The following is an 18,891-nucleotide window of genomic DNA, read 5'->3' as shown; positions in this document are numbered from 1 at the left end:
GATGCGCCTGGTCTTCGCCGGTACGCCGGCTGTCGCCGTACCCGCCCTGGACGCCATCGCCGCATCCCGGCACGAGCTGGTCGCCGTGGTCACCCGCCCCGACGCGCCCGCTGGCCGGGGCCGGGGTCTGGTGCGCTCACCCGCCGGAGCCTGGGCCGACGAGCGCGGCATCGAGGTGCTCACCCCGCAGCGGCCCCGCGAGCCGGAGTTCCTCGACCGGCTGCGGGAACTCGCCCCGGACTGCGTACCCGTAGTTGCCTACGGCGCGTTGGTGCCGCCAGTGGCGCTGGAGCTGCCCACCCACGGCTGGATCAACCTGCACTTCTCGCTCCTGCCCGCCTGGCGGGGGGCCGCGCCCGTGCAGCACGCGGTGCTGCACGGTGACGAGGTGACCGGGGCCAGTGTCTTCCAGTTGGAGCAGGGGCTGGACACCGGCCCGGTGTTCGGCACGCTGACCGACGAGATCCGCCCCACCGACACCTCCGGTGACCTGCTGGACCGCCTCGCCATCTCCGGCGCGGGCCTACTGGTGGCGGTTCTCGACGCGATCGAGGCCGGCACGGCCCGCGCCGAGCCACAGCCCGCCGACGGGATCTCGCTGGCCCCGAAGCTGACCGTCGTTGACGGACAGGTCCGCTGGAGCGACCCGGCCTTCGCCGTGGACCGCCGGATTCGGGCCTGCACGCCCGCCCCCGGCGCGTGGACCACGTTCCGCGACGACCGGGTCAAGCTCGGTCCGGTCCGCCCCGCCACTGACGGGCCCGACCTCAAGCCGGGCGAGCTGCTGGTCGAGCGCAAGCGGGTGCTTGCCGGTACCGCCACCACACCGGTCGTCCTCGGCGAGGTGCGGGCGGCGGGCAAGAAGGCCATGCCGGCGACGGACTGGGCGCGCGGCGTCCGGGTACAGACAGGGGAACAGTTCACGTGACCGAACGGCAGTCATCCGCCGATCGGGACTCCGGCGCACGCCGGGGTCCGGTCGCCGCCGAGCGGCGGGGCCCGGCCCGCGCCGGTCGACCCACGCGGCCCGGTCGCCCCACCGTCGATCAGGCCCGCAAGGCAGCGTACGAGGCGATCGCGGCGGTGCACCGCGACGATGCGTACGCGAACCTGGTCCTGCCGTCGATCCTGCGTGACCTGGGGTTGCACGGCCGGGACGCGGCGTTTGCCACCGAGTTGACCTACGGGACCCTGCGTGCCCGGGGCACCCTCGACGCGATCGTGGCGGCGGCGGCCGGCCGGGACATGGAGCGGATCGACCCGCCGGCCCGGGACGCGTTGCGGCTGGGGGCCTACCAGTTGCTGCACACCCGGGTGCCCGCCCACGCGGCGGTCTCCTCAACCGTCGACCTGCTACACATGGTCGCGCCCGGCGCGGCCGGGTTCGCCAACGCGGTGCTCCGTGAGATCACCACCAAGGACCTCGACACCTGGGTCGCCGAGCTGGCCCCATCGATGGAGACCGACCCGATCGGGCATCTCGCGCTCGCCTACAGCCATCCCAAGTGGATCGTCCGGTCGTTCGCCGAGGCGCTCGGCGGTGACCTGACCGAGACCACCCGGCTGCTGATCGAGGACAACGAGCGTCCTCCGGTGCACCTGTGTGCCCGGCCGGGACGGGCGGACGCGGTCGAGTTGGCCGACGAGGTGGGCGGGGCACCGGGGGCCTTCTCCCCGTACGCGGTCTACCTCTCCGGCGGTGCACCCGGCGACCTGCCCGCGATCGTCGACGGTCGGGCGCAGGTGCAGGACGAGGGTTCTCAGCTGGTGGCCACCGCTCTCGCCACGGCTCCGGTGGACGGGTCGGACACCCGCTGGCTCGACCTGTGCGCCGGACCGGGGGGCAAGGCCGGGCTGCTCGGCTCCCTCGCCGCGCAGCGAGGTGCCGCCCTCACTGCGGTGGAGGTGGCCGAGCACCGGGCCCGACTGGTCTCGCAGGCGGTACGCGGGCTGCCGGTGACCGTCCTGGCCACCGATGGCCGTTCCGTGGGCAGCGACCCGGATCTGCCGGAGGCCACCTTCGACCGGGTGCTGGTCGACGCGCCGTGCACCGGTCTCGGCTCGCTACGTCGCCGGCCGGAGTCACGTTGGCGGCGGCAACCCTCCGACCTGCCCCCGTTGACCCGGCTGCAACGAGAACTGCTCACGGCCGCCCTGCGCGCGGTCCGGCCCGGAGGAGTGGTCGGCTACGTGACCTGCTCGCCGCACATTGTGGAGACCCACGTGACGGTCACCGAGGCGGCCCGCCGTGCGAACGTACCGGTCGACTTCGTCGATGCCCGCCCGCTGTTGCCGGCCGGCATGCCGGGGCTTGGGGACGGACCGACGGTGCAGCTCTGGCCGCACCGGCACGGCACCGACGCGATGTTCCTGGCCTTGTTGCGGCGCAGCTGACGGCAACCGGATCGGCGAGCCGTAACAGTCCCGGACATGGATCGGGCGGCAGGCCCCAGGATGTGGATCGGGCGGCAACCGGTGGTTCCGGTGCCGCCCGAACTGGGTTTCGTTGTTGGTCTCAGTTGATTGGTAGCGCCTTGCTGCCGCCACCCTTTACCGACTTGGTCATGTCCCGGTCACCGATCCAGAGGAAGCATCGGATGCCGCGCTCACCGGCCTCCCATGCCTCCTCGCTCGGCGGGTAGTAGATCGTGCCGGCGCGGTACTTCATGTTCGAGTCGTTGGACACGCCCGCGTATTTCGCGACGACACCGAGGCACCCCCGGTGGATGGAGTCCGCCGCCATCCCGTCGAAACTGGTGTCCGGTGCCTGGAAGATCCCGACGAACTCGGCCCGGTGCTTGGCAGTGCAGGCCACCGGCGTCATGGTGTCCAGCTCATCCTTTACCAGCTTTGGGTTGTAGCAGCCGAGCAGCAGGTCCGACGGGCTGCTCAACGCCCCCTTGAGGCTGCTGGAGCGGAGGGTGAGGCCCGGGTCGTCCAGGCTCTTGTTCTCGCTCAGGTCACACCGGAACCAACGGGCACCGCCGGTCCAGCCCTGCGGGGACGGAAGAACGATGCTCAACTCCAGTCGGCTGTTCCGCCAGTCGCCACCGAGCACCTCGGCCACCTTGGTGTCGCACTCCTGCCGGGCGGTACGCATGCTCGGCGAGTCGACCGGCGGCGGGCTGGTCCGATTGGCGTCCTCACCGGTGAACGTCCCCAGGTGAAGGGTCTCCAACCGGTGCGACTGCCCGCAGTCGACGGGGTTGTACGCACTCCGGTAGCCGACCTCCGAGAAGTCCAGGTGGCAGGTGCCGTTCTCCGGTACGAAGATCTTCAGCTCGCCGACAGCGGCCCAGTCGTCGGTCAGGTCGCCATCGACCCCGCCCGGGTTTGCGCAGCCGGTCAGCGCCAGCGCCGCTACCGCACCCAGCGCCCCCAGGGTCAACCACCGTCGCATCTGTACGTCCTCCTACGGAACTGACGGCCGGTATCCGACCGAGCACAGGTAGATCGTAGGTGAGTCGGAGGAGAGTCGTCCTTCGCCCACCCAGTTGTTCAACCGGTGGTGACCGGCAGCCCGTTACTGCCGGTGCCCTTCAACGTCCAGCGATATGAGCGTGCACGATGGCCGAGAAGGGAAGCACGCGATGAGCTCCCGCGAGGTGCCGGTCGGCAAGCTCGTCCGGGTACGCGTGGGAGGTCAGGTCGAGTCCATGGGTGGCCAGGAACGCCGCCATCTGGTCCGGTTCGATGCCGAACGTCAGTGGCTCGCCACGTCGACCGAGATAGCTGTGGAACTTAGGCGCGTCCACGTGGCTCGTCGGGTCGTGGATGGCGTCGTGGTAGAAGTAGTCGAAGAGCACGCTCGATCCAGCGGCGAAACGTGATATCTCCTTGAGGGTCGCGGTCACCGCCTGCGCCGTCAGGTACGGCGTGACCCCCTCCCAGATGAACAGCGACGGTACGCTGCGATCGGCTCCCGCCTCGTCGAGTACGGCATCGAGCGGCTGACTGTCGAAGTTGATCGGCACGTAACGCACGTGAGCGGGTAGCTGACCGAACAGTTTGCGGGTCTGCTGCTGTTTCCACGCCGAGGTGGCGGGATGGTCCAACTCGAAGACCCGTACGCCGTCGAGTTGTTCCTGGAAGCGGTAGGGCCGGCTGTCCGCACCCGCGCCGAGTATGAACAACTGTCGGATCGCGTCGGCCCCCAGTTCGTCGAGGAGCACCGAGTCGATGTGTCTGGTGCGTGCGGTCACGAACCGGTAGAGGCCGGGCAACAGCCGCTCGATGACCGCAATCGAGGCGACGCGTAGGGGGGCCCACCGTACCCGGGTCCGAAGCGGCCAGGTGAGGAACTGTTCGGCCAGATGGTCCGGGTTCCGTAACTGCGGGTCCGGCTCGCGTGCCCCGGCGGCGCGTAACGCCGTCACACCCTCGGCGGTATAGCTGCGGCTCGATCCGCTCTGCATGCGGAGATGCTAGACGAAATCGCTTCGACCGTGAGTCGCCGAGATCGAACGGGAAAAACTGAGATCGATCGGAGACCTAACCGCCTCGAGTGATCTTCAGGGTCAGTACGTCGGTCCGTACGGTGATGTGACCGTGGAAGAGTGCGGCGCCCTGCGGGCTGTAGCCGACCTGGGTGGCACTGATCAGCGGATGGCCGGCGGGCACCCCCAGCCGGTCCACCGCTTCCCCCTCCGCCAGTACGGCGGAGAACTCGATCTCGGCGCGCCGTACCGGCATGCCGGTCGCGCTGGCCAGGAACTCGAACAGGTCCAGGTCGATGCTGACCAGGCCGGACGGGTCCAGGTCACGGCCATCGACACTCAGCGGCAGGTGGTCCTGGATCCACGCGGCGGCCAACCCGTTCACCGCGAAGAGGCGGTCGACCTGCCACACCGGTGTACCGGGTGGCAGGCCGAGCACCTCGGCGCAGTCGGCGGGGCAGCCGGTTCGGGTGACCGAGGCGTCGTGCAGTGCCGGCCGGTGACCGGTGGCGGTGATCCGGTCCCGCAGGGCGACCACGTCGCCGATGGAGACCGGTACGCGGGCCGCCGTGTCGTGCACGAACGTGCCGATGCCCCAGGTGCGGGTGACCACGCCCTCGGCGGCGAGCTGCCCGAGGACCTCACGTACGGTGGCCCGGCTGACCTCGAGCTGGTCGGCCAGCTCCCGTTCGTTGGGCAGTTTGTCGCCCGGCTGGAACTCGCTGTCGATAAGCACCCGCAGTCGGCCCTGTGCGGCCTGCAACGTGGTTTCCCGCCGCGCCATCCACTTTCACCTCTTCACGCCCGATGCCGCCGCTGGCAGCCTACGGAGTGTAGTAGTGCGCCGGCCAAAGCGTCGACAACGCCACCCGGCCGGCACCTACTCACCAGACCTGTTCGAGCACCCGGATGGTGTTGCCGCCGATCACCTTCGCGATCTCGTCGTCGGAGTAGTCGTGCTTGACCAGCCACCCGGCGATGTTGCCGAACGCCTCACCCGGGTTTTCGATACCGGCAACGTATTCGACCCGGGGGTGCTCCGGCCGGTTGCCGGCGTCGTGGGCGTAGTTACCGGCATAGGTGTTGTGTACGCCCACGTGGTCACCGAACATTGTGTCCGGTCCGAAGGTGACGTGCTCGATGCCGACCAGGTCCACGAGGTACGTGAAGTGGTCCATCACCGACTCCAGAGAGTGGTGCGGGTGCTCGGCCGAGAGCGTGGTGTGCGGGGCGGCCTCGATGCCGATCACGCCACCGCGTTCGGCACAGGCCCGGATCACCTCGTCCGGCTTCATCCGCGAGGTGTCCCACACCGCGCGGGCACCGGCGTGGGTGATGAACACCGGCACCCGACTGGCCTCGATGACGTCCAGGCAGGTCTGGTCACCGGAGTGCGAGATGTCGATGGCGATGCCGAGCTTGTTCATCCGGTCCACCGCGCGCCGGCCGAAGTGGGTCAGCCCACCGTCGTGCCGCTCGGAGAGTCCACCGCCGAGCATGTTGGCCTGGCTGTACGCGATGCCGAGCTGCCGTACGCCGAAGCCGTACAGGATGTCGATGCGGTCCAGCTCGTTCTCGATCGGGCTGCTGCACTCCAACCCGGCGACCAACGCGAGCTGGCCGTTGCGCTTCGCGTCGTAGATGTCGGCCAACGAGGTGGCCAGCGTGACGTAGTCCTGCTTGTAGATGTCGCTCATCCGCATCCCGAGGGCGTAGATGAGGTCGTTCCACTTCCAGCCGTTCGCACTGGTCACACAGGAGGCACCGGCCATGAAGTTGTCGAAGACGGCGGCCAGGCCGGAGCGGGACAGTCCTTCGAAGCCGGTGCGCTGACGCGCGGTCCGGTTGTATTCGCGTAGCTGCGACACGTCCTCCGGCAGGACCACCGCGTGCTCGTGCAACGAGATGGCCAGGTGCTCGGTGAGCAGCCGGGTCACCCGCTCCCGCTGCGCGTCGGACAGGCCCAGGTCGTACTCGGGCACCCGGCCTACCTCCTGGGCCAGCGGGAATACCCGGTAGTCCGAGTGCGGCTCCAGGTACGAGTAGGACTTGTGACCCTGGTACCGGGGGGCGGGTTGCTGCAGCAAGACAGATTCTCCTTAGTGGACTGCCGCCGGGTCGTCGCGAGGCGGCCAGATGGGACGAGCCGGCGGCTACGCGGCCAGCGGATAGTGGCAGGCCACCGGGTGGTTGCCGTCGGCCAGCGGTGGTTCGGTGGTGGCGCAGGCGTCGGTTGCCTGCCAGCAGCGGGTCCGGAACCGGCAGCCCGAGGGCGGGTTGACCGGGCTGGGCGGATCACCAGCCAGCAGGATCCGTTGCCGACCTGCCCGCTCGAGCGGGTCGGGCACCGGCACCGCCGAGAGCAGCGCCTTCGTGTACGGGTGCCGGGGCGCGTCGTACAGCCCCTGCTCCGGGCCGGTTTCCACCAGCTTGCCGAGGTACATCACGGCCACCCGGTCGGAGATGTGCCGCACCACGGACAGGTCGTGGGCGATGAAGACGTACGCCACGCCCAGCTCCTCCTGGAGCCGTTCCAGCAGGTTGACCACCTGGGCCTGGACCGAGACGTCCAACGCGGAGACCGGCTCGTCGCAGACGATCACGTCCGGTTGCAGGGCGAGCGCGCGGGCGATGCCGATGCGCTGCCGCTGACCGCCGGAGAACTGGTGCGGATAGCGGTCCAGGTGCAGGCTCGCGTCGAGGCCGACCAGGTCGAGCAGCTCCTTGATCCGCTCCACCCGACTCCGTCGGTCGAGCACGTCGGGGTGGATCTCGAAGGGCTGGAGCAGAATTTCCCGGATCGTCCGCCGTGGGTTCAGCGAGGTGTACGGGTCCTGCAACACGATCTGGATCCGGCGGCGCAGTGCGCGCAGCTCCCGACCCTTGGCCTTGTGCACCACCGACTTGCCGAAACGCACCTCGCCGGAGGTGGGCTGCTCCAGCCCGACCAGCATTCGGGCCAGGGTGCTCTTGCCGCAGCCGGACTCACCCACCACGCCGAGCGTCTCGCCTCGACGCAGGTCGAAGGAGACCCCGTCGACGGCCTTGACCACGCCGCCCGAGGTGAAGGGAATCCGTCCCTTGACCGGGAAGTGCTTGACCAGGTTCTCGACCCGTAGCACCACGTCATCGCTGGGTGGCACCGAGCACCTCCTCATGGTGGTGGCAGGCACTGGCCCGGTCGGCGGGCAGCGCCTGAAGCAGCGGCAGGGTCACCCGGCACTCGTCGGTGACCCGGGGGCAACGCAGGTGGAACGGGCAGCCCGTGGGGAGCTGCGCCGGGTTGGGTGGGGCGCCCGGGATGGCGTAGAGCTGCTCGTCACGCCGGTCCACCCGGGGCATCGAGGCAAGCAACCCCTCCGTGTACGGGTGGGCCGGGCCGGCGAAGATCTGCTCGACCGTGCCGCGTTCGACGATCCGGCCGGCGTACATCACCGCCACGTCATCGGCGACCTCGGCTACCACGCCCAGGTCGTGGGTGATCAGCAGCAGACCCATGCCGCTGTCCCGCTGGATCTCGGCGAGCAGTTCCATCACCTGCGCCTGCACTGTCACGTCCAGGGCGGTGGTGGGCTCGTCAGCGATCAGCAGGTCCGGTTCCAGGGAGATGGCCAGCGCGATCATGATGCGTTGGCGCATCCCGCCGGAGAACTGGTGCGGGTAGTCGCGGATGCGGTCCTTGGCGGCCGGGATGCGTACCCGGTCGACCAGTTCGATGGCGCGGCGGCGGGCGTCGGCCTTGGACATGCCCCGGCGGACCCGCAGCACCTCCATGATCTGGTGCCCGACGGTGAAGACCGGGTTCAGCGCGGCCATCGCATCCTGGAAGACCATGCCGATCTCTTCGCCGCTGATCCGGTCGCGCTGCTTGCGCGGCAGGGTGAGCAGTTCCCGGCCACGCAGCTGGACCGAACCGCTGATCTGGGCCGGCGGCGCGTCGAGGATGCCCATCACCGCTTGCGCGGTGACGCTCTTGCCGGAGCCGGACTCGCCGAGGATGGCCAGGGTCTGTCCGGTGTCGACCTGGAGCGACACCCCGTTGACCGCGTTGACCGGCCCGAGCGGGCCGGGGAACGCGACCCGCAGGTCAGTGATCTCCAACAGGCTCATCGCAACACTCCGGCTCTGCCGAGGAAGTCGCGCACCACCTGCTGGAACAGTTCGGGCTCCTCCAACTGCGGCGAGTGGCCAGACTTTTCGAAGACCACCAGCTCACCATTCGGGATCAGGTCCGCGATGACCTGCGAGGCCGCCACCGGGGTACGCCAGTCGTGCCGGCCCACGGTGACCAGGGTCGGGCAGGTGATCGACGGCAGCTTCGGCTTCAGGTCGTACCTGGGCATGTTCTGCCCGAAGGCCGCGTTGTGCGTGCGGTAGTGGAACCGGGTGGCGGCCAGCTTCGCCGCGTCCTTGGCCGGGTCGTGCTGGTGGTCGTAGAGCGGCAGGATCGCCTGCCAGTACTCCCGCAGCTGTTCGTTGCTCTCGAACCGGCCGGTGCCGATCCGGTCGATGACCCACTCGGGGATCACCGAGCGGTCGGTGTTGCGGGCCCGTTCGACCGCCAGGTAGTCGTGCGCGGTGTCCGCCGCGGTGTCCCGCAGCACCAGCGCGGAGACCCGGTCCGGGTGGGCGACGGCGTACTCCAGGGCGATGAACCCGCCGTACGAGCCGCCGGCCATGACGATCTTCTCGTAGCCGAAGTGCTCCCGGATGGCGTCCACGTCGGCAACCCACTGCTCGTGGGTGAACGGCTCGTCGTCGCTGGACTCGCCGGAGCCCCGGGCGTCGAAGACGATGACCCGCATCCGGTCGGCGAACGGTCCGAAGCTGCGCTTCGGCTCGTTACGGGAGCCCAGCCCGGGTGCACCGTGATGCACGATCATGGCCGGCCCGTCCTCCGGGCCGAACGCCTCGACGACCAGTTCTGCGCCGTTGATTTTCATCGGACCCCCTGAATGACGTTGGATTCCAGATCGCGCGGGTAGCCGGTGAGCCGACGTGGCCCGGACTCCTGCACCAGGACCGTGTCGGAGATGCGGTAGCCGGCGTGGCCGGGGACGTAGACGCCGGGTTCGCTGGAGAGCAGCATCCCGGGGGCGAGTACGGTGTCGTCGCCGTCCTCGACCCAGGGCGGCTCGTGCCCCTGTATCCCGATGCCGTGCCCCTGCCGGTGCCGGATGTAGTCGCCCAGTCCGTGCTCGCGCAGTACGTCCAGGCAGATCTTGTTGACCTCGGCGCAGGTACGTCCGGCCACCATCGCCTGGGTGCCCACCTCCTGTGCCTGGCGGTCGGCTTCGTAGTAGCGCACCTGCTCGGCGGTGGGCTCGCCGATGATGAAGGTGCGCTCGCTCTCCACGAACCGGCTGGCCACCGCCGCGCCGAGGGAGAGGATCAGGGTGTCGCCCGGCTGGATGCGTCGCCGGGTCGGCACCCCGTGCGGCAGGGCCGAGTTCGGCCCGGCGTAGACCAGCCCACCGGCCAGCTTGGTGGTGTAGACGACCAGGTCGTAGTTGGCGTACATCTGGTCGGTGCCGTACCCGATGACGTGCCGGGCGATCTCGTCCTCGCGGGGCAGCGGACCGCCGCTGGCCAGCGCCTCTTCGATCAGCGCCCGCCCGGCGGCCAGCATCTCGTCACAGATGCGGGCCGCCGCCTCGTGGAACGGAATCTCCTCGGGGAACTTGCACAGCCGCAGCTTGGCGACCGCGTCGGTGGTCTCCAGCTCGGCCCCGGCGATGGCCCGAGACAGTGCCCGGTACGCGCCGACCGACAGGCCAGCGCTCACCCCGATGCGACGGCCCGGCCCACCCGGGCGGGCCAGCGCGGTGGCCAGGGTCTCCTCGGCACTGACCACGCCCGGGTATTCGAAGTAGCTGACCGTCGGCACCGTCACGCCCTGCTGGGCGGCGTACTCCTCGTCGAGGCGGGGGATGACCAGCAGCGGATCGCCCTCGCGGGGCATCCACAGGTAGACCGGCCGCTCGGTGGCGATGTAGAAGAAGCCACTGAGGAATGCGACGTCGGCGGGGGAGGTGGCCAGGAAACCGTCCAGGCCGCGCTCCTCGAGCGCTGCGGTGAGCCGGGTTCGGACGCTGGTGTAGAAGCTCTCGGGCAGTCGCATCAGTCAGCCTCCGTTGCGACGGGGGTCACGGGTGTCGTTGAACCGCGTGCCGGCGAGGGTTGCGGCGAGCACCAGCAGCAGGATCGCCAGCGACGGGAAGAGCGTCTGCCACCAGGCGATCGCGATCGTGCCGCTGCGTTGGGCGTTGAGCAGGATGCGACCCCACGACCAGGCGTCCGGGTCGCCGAGACCGAGGAAGCTCAGGCCGGCCTCGGAGATCACTGCCCGCGAGGCGGTGAGCAGCACACTGACGATCATCAGCGAGACGACCGCGGGCAGGATCTCCCGGGTGACGATTCGCCACCCGGAGGCACCGAGCACCCGAGCCCCGTCGATGTACGGCATAGCGCTGATCACCAGGCCCTGCGACCGGATCAGTCGGGCCACCTCGGGCCAGGCGAAGAGGCCGATGATGATGGTCAGGGTGACGACGCTGGGGTTGACCACCGCCGCCAGCATGATCATCAGCGGCAGGGTGGGCAGCGCCAGCATCACGTCGGTGATCACGGTGGCGACCGCGTCGATCGGGCGGAAGTAGGCTGCGGCCAACCCGATCGCGGTGCCCAGCACGATCGCGATCAGCGAAGCGGCCAGACCGATCACCAGACTGGTCCGGGTGCCCCAGACCACCTGGGCGAAGATGTCCTGCCCGAGGTCGTCGGTGCCGAACCAGTGCGCTCCCGACGGAGGTTGCAGCACGTCCGGGCCGGCGCCGGCGGGCTCGTCGGCGATCAGCGGTGCGAAGACCGCCATCACCACCATTACGAGCAGCACCAGTACGGACAATGCTGCGGAGGGTTGGCGCAGGTAGGCGTACCAGGCAGCCCGCTTGGTAGCGGTCGGAACGACCGGCGGTACCGACTGTTCGGTCAGCACAGGGGCGCTCACGGCACCCTCCCTTCGTTGATGACGGCGGCGAACAGAACAGCGCTCACAGTGCTTTCTGGGTTCGCGACTGTGCTTGTCTTTGCTCGCGACTGCGGGGCTCGCTGCGCTCGCTCCTCGCGCTCGCCCAAGGGGCTCACTCGCTGCGCTCGTTCACTCCTCGCGCTCACAGTGCTTTCTGGGTTCGCGACTGCGGGGCTCACTCGCTGCGCTCGTTCACTCCTCGCGCTCACAGTCGGATCCTGGGGTTGAGGACCGCGTAGAGCATGTCGGTCAGTGCGTTGGCGAACACGACGGTGACGGCGAGCATGATGAACGCGCCCTGGATCACCGGGTAGTCCTGTTGGCCGACCGCCTCGTAGATCAGCCGGCCGACGCCGGGGTAGGCGAAGACGGTCTCGGTGAGCACCGCACCGCCGACCAGGGTGCCCAGTTGCAGACCCATCAGGGTCAGCGCCGGCAGGATCGCGTTGCGCAGGCCGTGCTTCCAGACTCGGCGTCGGGCCGAGAGACCACGGGCCTGGGCGGCCCGGATGTAGTCCTCACCGAGGACCTCGATCATGTTGGTGCGCAGGGTCAACGCGTACGGGCCGAGTTGCACCAGGACCAGTGACAGCACCGGTAGCACCAGATGGTGGGCGAGGCTCAGGTAGGCCGCCGCGCCCCGGGTGTCCGGGTCGATCGCCCCACCGATCGGGAACCAGCCGAGCTGGGCCCCGAAGAAGACCAGCAGCAGGATGGCGACGCTGGGTACGAAGAGCGCGTTGGCGCTGATGCCGAAGCCCTGGAGCAGCCGGTCCATCAGCTTGCCGCGGTTGACCGCGGCGGTCACGCCGATCGGGATGCCGACGGCGATGGTGATGATGAACGCCGTGCCGGCGAGCAGCAGCGTCCAGGGCAGCCGGTCGAGGATGATGTCGGTGACCGGCTGGATCTGCCGGAAGGAGATGCCCAGGTTGCCCTGGAGCAGCTCCCGCAGGTACGACACGTACTGCTCCCACAGTGGACGGTCCAGGCCGTACGTCTTGAGCAGTGCCGCCTGCATCTCCGGTGTCATGTCCCCTTCGACCATCAGGGTCGTGGGGTCCCCCGGCAGGAGCCGGAGCAGGAAGAAGGTCGAAGTGATCGCGATCCACACGGTCAGGACGGCCTTCAGTGCCCGGCTGAGCACGAAACGCACCACGGGGGACCCCTCCTTTCCCTTTTGGTTGGGTTACTTGACCGGGGTGACCTGGGCCAGCGAGTAGCCGGTGACCATGCCGAGCAGGTCCGACGGCGACGCGACGAAGCCGGTGAACTTGCTGGCGTTGTAGGCGAACTGGAAGTTCTCCACGTACAGCGGGGTCAGGTACGCCTGCTCGTGTACGACCTTGTCGATGTTCTTGATCTTGGCCTTGAACGCCTCCGGGTCGGTGGTGCCGGCCGCGTCGTTGATCAGCTTGTCCATCTCGTCGGACTTGAGCAGGTTGTAGTTGATGCCACCCGGGTTGCTGGACAGGTAGGTGCTGCGCAGCTGGTCCATCGGGTTGTCGAACACGCCCCACTGGGTGGCGTCGATGTCGTACTCACCGTTCTTGGTGCGGGTCAGGAAGGTGTTCCGCTCCACGCACTCGTTCTCCAGCTTGATGCCGGCCTTGGCCGCGCTCTCCCGGAAGAGCTGCACCACCCGGGTGATGTTGGCGTTGGACTGGTCGCAGGCCACGCCGATGGTGAGGCCGTCGAAGAAGCCGTCGCCGTTGCCGTCCTGGTAGCCCGCCGCGGTCAGCTTGGCCTTCGCGCCATCCGGGTCGTACGCGTACGGCTGGATCTCGGTGTTGTCGTAGTCGGCGAAGATCGGCGAGATCGGGCCGGCCATCTGCTGGGCGTCGCCCTGCAGCACCGAGGAGATGATCGCCTTGGTGTCGATCGACATCGACAGCGCCTGCCGCACTTCCTGCTTGGCCAGGTGCTTGTTGTTCATGTTGTAGGTCAGGTGGGCGAAGCCGAGCGCGCCGACCTTCTCCAGCTTGATCTTCGAGTCGTTCTCGAAGGTCTTCGCTGCCGACACCGGGACCGGGGTGCCCATCATGTCGATGTCACCGTTGCGCAGCGCCAGCATCATCGTGTTGACGTCCGGGTAGACCCGGTACTCGACCTGGCTTACCGCCGCCTTGCCGCCCGGGGCCAGCGGGTAGTTCTCGTTGCGCTTCATGACGTAGCGCTGTCCCTTGGTCATGCTGTCCAGCACGAACGGCCCGGCACCGACCCAGTTGGAGTCGTTGGCGAACTTGGACAGGTCGCCAGCGGTCTCGAAGATGTGCTTCGGCACGATCGCCATCCAGAAGCCGACGCCCTCGGCGAACGGCGCGTACGCCTGGGACAGCTTGAACTTCACCGTCGTGGCGTCCGGGGCCTCGATCGACTCGACCCAGGTCAGCTTGGCCGCGACGTTGCCGAGCTTGTACTTCATGATCATCTCGGCGCTGAACTTGACGTCCTCGGCGACCACGGGCTTGCCATCGGACCACTTGAAGTCGTCACGCAGGGTGAAGACCGCGGTCTTGCCGTCGTCCTCGTACTTGTATTCCTTCGCCAGCTCCGGCGCCTTCTTGGCGTTCTCGTCGATCCGCAGCAGGTGCGGGTACATCGCGTTGAGGATCCACGAGTCGGTCTTGCTCAGCGACTGCAGCGGGTTGAAGTTGCTGACGTCGGTGGTGGTGCCGATCCGCAGCACCGTGTCACCCGAGCCGCTGCTCGACGATGCGTTGTCCTCGTTGAGGCTGCAACCGGAGAGACCCAGCGCAGCCACCACGCCGAGCGCGACGGCAACCCGCCACCGGCCCTTGACTATGTTTTTCACCAAACCTCCTGAAGAACCCGGATGATGTTGCCGCCGATGACCTTGGCGATCTCGTCATCGGAGTAGTCGTGCGCGACCAGCCACCCGACGATGTTGCTGAAGCACTCCGCGGGGTTTTCCATGCCGGAGACGTACGGCACCCGGGGGTGGTCCACTACGCCGTGGGCCTTCCCGATCGCCAGGTGCTGGGTGAAGCTGTCGTGGAGTCCGACGTGGTCACCGAAGTTGGTGTCCGGGCCGAACGCCACGTGGTCGATGCCGACCAGTTCCACGCAGTACGTGAAGTGGTCCATCACCGACTCGATGGAGTGGTGCGGGTGGTCCGCCGAGAGGGTGGTGTGCGGGGCGGCCTCGATGCCGATCACACCGCCCCGTTCGGCGCAGGCCCGGATCACCTCGTCCGGCTTCATCCGAGGGGTGTTCCAGACCGAGCGGGCACCGGCGTGGGTGATGAACACCGGAACCCGACTCGACTCGATCACGTCCAGCGAGGTCTGATCGCCGGAGTGCGAGATGTCGATGGCGATGCCGAGCTTGTTCATCCGGTCCACCGCGCGCCGCCCGAAGTGGGTCAGGCCGCCGTCGCGGTCCTCGGAAAGCCCGGAACCGAGCATGTTGGCCTGGCTGTACGCGATGCCCATCTGCCGTACGCCGAAGCCGTAGAGGATGTCGATGCGATCGAGTTCGTTCTCGATCATCGTGGCCGCCTCCAGGCCGGCCACCAGGGCGATCTGGCCGTTGCGCTTGGCCTCGAAGATCTGCTCCAGGGTGGTGGCCACCACCACGTGGTCCTGCTTGGCGACGTCGGCGAAGCGCAGCCCGATGTCGTAGATGACGTCGTCCCACTTCCAGGCGTGCTCGCTGGTCACGCAGCCGGTGCCGTTCATGAAGTTGTCGAAGACCGCGGTCATGCCGGAGCGGGCCATGCCCTCGAAGCCGAAGGAGTTGCGGCCGGTCCGGTTGTAGTCGCGCAGCTGTGACACGTCAGCCGGCAGGATCTTCGGGTGTTCGTGCAGGGAGATGGCCATCTCCTCGCGGAGGAGCCGGGCCACCCGTTCCCGCTGGTTGTCGGTCAACCCGAGGTCGTGCTCCGGCACCCGGCCGATTTCCGGGGCCAACTCGAAGACCTTGTAGTCGCGGTGCGGCTCCAGATAGTCGAAGGACCGGTAGCCGCGGTACCCACCTGCGGTTTCCTGCAACGCCGCTCACCCCATCAATCGTCAAAGGTCAGAGGATGGAGGTCTGACCTCTCGGTGTTGCGGGGCACGTTATGCGACCTGTGGCGGCCAGGGGAAGAGGCGAAACATGAACGTTACAAACGTTGGGGGAACCGCGTTGACCAGGCCAAATGAGCGGCTACCACGGGTTGTTCCACATATTGGAAGGTGGGTTCCCCGGGTCTGACCAGCGGTGGATACTCGTTGACCATCCTGGGAACCGTCGACGGGCGGTGCGGAACTAGCCGGGGGCGTTCGTACACTGTCGCCGTGACCGCACCAGTGCCCATCGTTGCGCCCAGCATTCTCTCCGCCGACTTCGCCCGCCTCGCCGACGAAGTCAAGGCGGTCGAGTCCGCGGCCGACTGGCTGCACGTCGACGTGATGGACAACCACTTCGTTCCCAACCTGACCATCGGCCTGCCGGTGGTGCGGAGTCTGCTCACCGCGACGACGTTGCCCTTCGACGTGCACCTGATGATCGAGGATCCGCGCCGGTGGGCCCCGGGGTACGCCGAGGCGGGCGCCTACAACGTCACCTTCCACGCCGAGGCGTGCGACAACCCGGTGGCCCTGGCCAAGGACCTGCGGGCGGCCGGGGCAAAGGCCGGGCTGGCGATCGACCGGGACACCCCGATCGAGCCGTACCTCGAACTGCTGCCCAGCTTCGACACGCTCCTGATCATGACCATCAAGGCCGGCTTCGGCGGCCAGGCATTCATCCCCGAACTGCTGGAGAAGGTCCGAGCCGCCCGTCGGCAGGTCGACGCGGGTCACCTCGAACTGCGGATCGAGGTCGACGGCGGGATCGCCGCCGACACCATCGAACAGGCCGCCGCCGCCGGGGCGGACGCCTTCGTCGCGGGCACGGCGGTCTACGGTGCGGCAGACCCGGCCGAGGCGGTACGCAACCTGCGAGGGCTCGCCGAGCGGGCCATCCGGCAGGACTGAGGGTGGAACCGGCCGAGGATCAGCGTGATCTCATCCTGGTCGTCGACGACGACGAGGACATCGCCCGGTTCGTCGAGTTCAATCTTGAGCTGCACGGCTTCGACGTAGTGCGCGCCAGCGACGGCCAGGAAGCGCTTGAACTGGTCGAGCAGCGTCGGCCTGACCTGGCCATCGTCGACCTGATGATGCCGCGGATCGACGGCCTGGAACTGACCCGCCGGCTCCGGGCCAACCCGTTGACCACCGCCCTACCGGTGATCATGTTGACCGCCAAGGGAATGACCGTGGACAAGGTCCACGGCCTCACCGCCGGCGCCGACGACTATGTGATCAAGCCGTTCGACACCGCCGAACTCATCGCCCGGGTCAGCTCGACGCTGCGCCGCAACAAGGAGTTCCGCGAGGTCTCCCCACTGACCGGCCTACCCGGCAACAGCCGGGTCCGCCGGGAGATCACCGACCGGGTACGCAGCGGCGTCGACTACGCCGTCGGCTACGTCGACATCGACCGGTTCAAGAGCGTCAACGACCGGTACGGCTTCAGCCGGGGCGACGAGTTCATCGCCGCACTGGCCCGCAGCCTGCACCGGGCGGTGGTCGCGGTCGGGCTCCCACCCGCCTTCCTCGGCCACATCGGCGGCGACGACTTCGTCATCGTCTGCGCTCCCGACCAGGTGCGCCCCATCACCGAGCGGGCGGTGGTCGACTTCGAGAAGGCCGCTGACGATCTCTACGACCCTCAGGACCGGGGCCGCGGCTACGTCGAGCTACAGGACCGGCGGGGCAACGTCCAGCGGGCCAACCTGGTGACCCTGTCGATCGGGGTGTCGATGTCGGTCGCCGAGCGCCGGTTCACCAACCCGATGGACGCGATCGCGGTGGCCTCCGAGATGAAGAGCCTGGCCAAACGGCAGCCCGGGTCGTATGTGGCGGTCGATCGGCGGCGTGCGGCCGGCTGACCGGACCGCCGGACTGTGAACTAGCTCGCCCGAATGACGACGGTCCGCCGATTCCGTGCAAGACTCACACCGTACCCACCATGCGCTGGCGGGACTCGGTGTAATTCCGAACCGGCGGTGATCCACGGTCCGACCGTGGTAAGCCCGCGACCCGGACGGCTCTGCCGCCCGGTGGACCTGGTGAGAACCCAGGGCCGACGGTTGAGTGCGGGCACCCACCCACGCTCAGACAGTCCGGATGGGAGACAGCGCAGGGCGGAGGGAGCCCGACCTGGGCCGGTGACGGCACATCCGGGTCGGCCCTGGGGTCGGCTGCGCCGTACCCGGGGGTCCCCACCGCCGCGTGGCCGGACAGCCGCGCCCTGTCTCCTTTGCCCCGCCCGCGCGCCCGACAGGCGAGCGAGAAAGCAGGGGCCGGCGATGCCGAGCGTCTCCACCGACAAGGCGATGCGTCGAGCGATCGAGCTGGCTGCCCGAGGTTTGGGCACGACCAGTCCCAACCCCGTGGTCGGCTGCGTCATCCTGGATACCGCCGGGGAGATCGTCGGGGAGGGCTTCCACGCCTACGCCGGCGGGCCGCACGCCGAGATCGTCGCCCTGGCCCAGGCCGGGGACCGGGCCAAGGGCGGCACCGCCGTGGTCACCATGGAACCCTGCGACCACACCGGCCGCACCGGCCCGTGCACCCGGGCACTGATCCGGGCCGGCGTCGCCACCGTGGCGATCGGCGTCACCGACCCCAACCCGGTCGCCGGGGGCGGAAGCGGGACATTGCGCGCCGCCGGCATCGACGTCGTCTCCGGGATACACGCCGCCGAGGCCGAGGCCGCCAACATCGCCTGGCTGACCGCCGTACGCCGGGAATGGCCGTACGTCATCTGGAAGTACGCCGCCACCGCCGACGGACGCTCAGCGGCCACTGACGGCACCAGCATGTGGATCACCTCCGAAGCGGCCCGGATCGACGTGCACGCCCTACGCGGCACCGTCGACGCGGTGATCGTCGGATCGGGCACCGTGCTGGCCGACGATCCCCGGCTCACCGCCCGCAACCTGCGTGACGGCACCCTGGCCATCCGGCAGCCGCTGCGGGTAGTGGTGGACAGCGCCGGCCGTACCCCGGCCGACGCCCGGGTTCGCGACGCCGCCGCCCATACCTGGATCGCCACCGCCGCCGAGGTCGGTGCCACCCCCGACGGCCGGGTGGACCTGCCGGCGCTGCTCGCCGCGCTCTACCAGCGCGGCGCGCGGGCCGTACTGCTGGAGGGCGGGCCGACCCTGGCCGGCGCGTTCCTCGCCGCCGGCCTGATCGACAAGATCATCGGGTACGTCGCGCCGAAGCTGCTCGGTGCCGGCCCGACGGCGCTGGCCGACGCCGGGGTGCACACCATCGCCGACGCCATCGACCTGGACTTCGTCGACATCACGCGGGTCGGTCCGGACCTGCGGATCACCGCGCTGCCCCGCAAGAGGGAAGGCTGAG

At 68.8% G+C, this 18,891-nt stretch carries 17 protein-coding genes and 1 riboswitch; of the genes, 5 read left to right on the top strand and 12 right to left on the bottom strand.

The features are described 5' to 3' along the window. Position 1 precedes the first annotated feature (1 nt). Both fmt and ACWDV4_RS21270 read left to right on the top strand, forming a co-directional pair. Positions 2-928, top strand: a complete 927-nt coding sequence (fmt, locus tag ACWDV4_RS21275) for a methionyl-tRNA formyltransferase (RefSeq protein ID WP_449981432.1) — start codon at positions 2-4, stop codon at positions 926-928. Next, a complete protein-coding gene (locus ACWDV4_RS21270) occupies positions 925-2,394 on the top strand; it encodes an RsmB/NOP family class I SAM-dependent RNA methyltransferase (protein ID WP_449981431.1) in 1,470 nt (489 codons plus the stop codon). The genes fmt and ACWDV4_RS21270 overlap by 4 nt, the downstream gene beginning before the upstream one ends. Before the next feature lie 121 nt (positions 2,395-2,515). On the opposite strand, the gene ACWDV4_RS21265 is transcribed toward ACWDV4_RS21270, so the two are convergent. From ACWDV4_RS21265 to ACWDV4_RS21210, 12 genes are all read right to left on the bottom strand, one after another. Beyond that, positions 2,516-3,400, bottom strand: coding sequence for a septum formation family protein (locus ACWDV4_RS21265; protein WP_449981429.1), 885 nt, complete (start codon positions 3,398-3,400; stop codon positions 2,516-2,518). Between the two features lie 139 nt (positions 3,401-3,539). Next, entirely contained in the window at positions 3,540-4,415 is an 876-nt protein-coding gene (locus ACWDV4_RS21260) for an SAM-dependent methyltransferase (protein ID WP_449981427.1), read from the bottom strand. A 76-nt stretch (positions 4,416-4,491) separates the two neighbouring features. Then, entirely contained in the window at positions 4,492-5,220 is a 729-nt protein-coding gene (locus tag ACWDV4_RS21255) for a GntR family transcriptional regulator (protein ID WP_449981425.1), read from the bottom strand. 100 nt (positions 5,221-5,320) lie between these two features. Then, positions 5,321-6,523 carry a dipeptidase gene (locus ACWDV4_RS21250; RefSeq protein WP_449981423.1) on the bottom strand — a complete coding sequence of 401 codons (1,203 nt, stop codon included), beginning with the start codon at positions 6,521-6,523 and terminating at the stop codon, positions 5,321-5,323. A gap of 66 nt (positions 6,524-6,589) precedes the next feature. Further along, positions 6,590-7,594 (bottom strand): ABC transporter ATP-binding protein, encoded by a 1,005-nt coding sequence (locus tag ACWDV4_RS21245; protein ID WP_449981421.1) that lies wholly within the window; start codon positions 7,592-7,594, stop codon positions 6,590-6,592. Further along, positions 7,563-8,546: an ABC transporter ATP-binding protein gene (locus ACWDV4_RS21240; RefSeq protein WP_449981419.1), complete on the bottom strand. Its 984-nt coding sequence runs from the start codon at positions 8,544-8,546 to the stop codon at positions 7,563-7,565. Before ACWDV4_RS21240 ends, ACWDV4_RS21245 begins: the two co-directional genes overlap by 32 nt. Further along, entirely contained in the window at positions 8,543-9,379 is an 837-nt protein-coding gene (locus ACWDV4_RS21235) for an alpha/beta fold hydrolase (RefSeq protein WP_449981417.1), read from the bottom strand. Before ACWDV4_RS21235 ends, ACWDV4_RS21240 begins: the two co-directional genes overlap by 4 nt. Next, the gene (locus ACWDV4_RS21230; protein ID WP_449981416.1) at positions 9,376-10,557 is read right to left on the bottom strand and encodes a M24 family metallopeptidase; all 1,182 of its coding nucleotides are present in this window, start codon (positions 10,555-10,557) and stop codon (positions 9,376-9,378) included. Before ACWDV4_RS21230 ends, ACWDV4_RS21235 begins: the two co-directional genes overlap by 4 nt. Before the next feature lie 3 nt (positions 10,558-10,560). After that, the gene (locus ACWDV4_RS21225; RefSeq protein WP_449981414.1) at positions 10,561-11,445 is read right to left on the bottom strand and encodes an ABC transporter permease; all 885 of its coding nucleotides are present in this window, start codon (positions 11,443-11,445) and stop codon (positions 10,561-10,563) included. 226 nt (positions 11,446-11,671) lie between these two features. Then, positions 11,672-12,625 (bottom strand): ABC transporter permease, encoded by a 954-nt coding sequence (locus ACWDV4_RS21220; protein ID WP_449981412.1) that lies wholly within the window; start codon positions 12,623-12,625, stop codon positions 11,672-11,674. A gap of 30 nt (positions 12,626-12,655) precedes the next feature. Continuing rightward, positions 12,656-14,281, bottom strand: a complete 1,626-nt coding sequence (locus ACWDV4_RS21215; RefSeq protein ID WP_449981410.1) for an ABC transporter substrate-binding protein — start codon at positions 14,279-14,281, stop codon at positions 12,656-12,658. Further along, positions 14,278-15,480, bottom strand: a complete 1,203-nt coding sequence (locus ACWDV4_RS21210) for a dipeptidase (RefSeq protein WP_449981408.1) — start codon at positions 15,478-15,480, stop codon at positions 14,278-14,280. The genes ACWDV4_RS21215 and ACWDV4_RS21210 overlap by 4 nt, the downstream gene beginning before the upstream one ends. A gap of 288 nt (positions 15,481-15,768) precedes the next feature. Here ACWDV4_RS21210 and rpe point away from each other — a divergent pair, with 288 nt between their 5' ends. The 3 genes from rpe (at position 15,769) to ribD (ending at position 18,890) form a co-directional block, all read left to right on the top strand. Then, positions 15,769-16,449, top strand: a complete 681-nt coding sequence (gene rpe / locus ACWDV4_RS21205) for a ribulose-phosphate 3-epimerase (protein ID WP_449981406.1) — start codon at positions 15,769-15,771, stop codon at positions 16,447-16,449. Between the two features lie 2 nt (positions 16,450-16,451). Further along, the gene (locus ACWDV4_RS21200) at positions 16,452-17,408 is read left to right on the top strand and encodes a GGDEF domain-containing response regulator (protein ID WP_449981404.1); all 957 of its coding nucleotides are present in this window, start codon (positions 16,452-16,454) and stop codon (positions 17,406-17,408) included. 80 nt (positions 17,409-17,488) lie between these two features. Continuing rightward, positions 17,489-17,662: riboswitch (FMN riboswitch) on the top strand. Positions 17,663-17,828: 166 nt separating this feature from the next. Then, positions 17,829-18,890: a bifunctional diaminohydroxyphosphoribosylaminopyrimidine deaminase/5-amino-6-(5-phosphoribosylamino)uracil reductase RibD gene (ribD, locus tag ACWDV4_RS21195; RefSeq protein WP_449981402.1), complete on the top strand. Its 1,062-nt coding sequence runs from the start codon at positions 17,829-17,831 to the stop codon at positions 18,888-18,890. Position 18,891: the final 1 nt, after the last annotated feature.

The sequence above is a fragment of the Micromonospora sp. NPDC003197 genome, from assembly GCF_053590565.1.
Note: the sequence above shows the minus strand (reverse complement) of the source record. Positions and strands in the feature narration are given on the sequence as shown.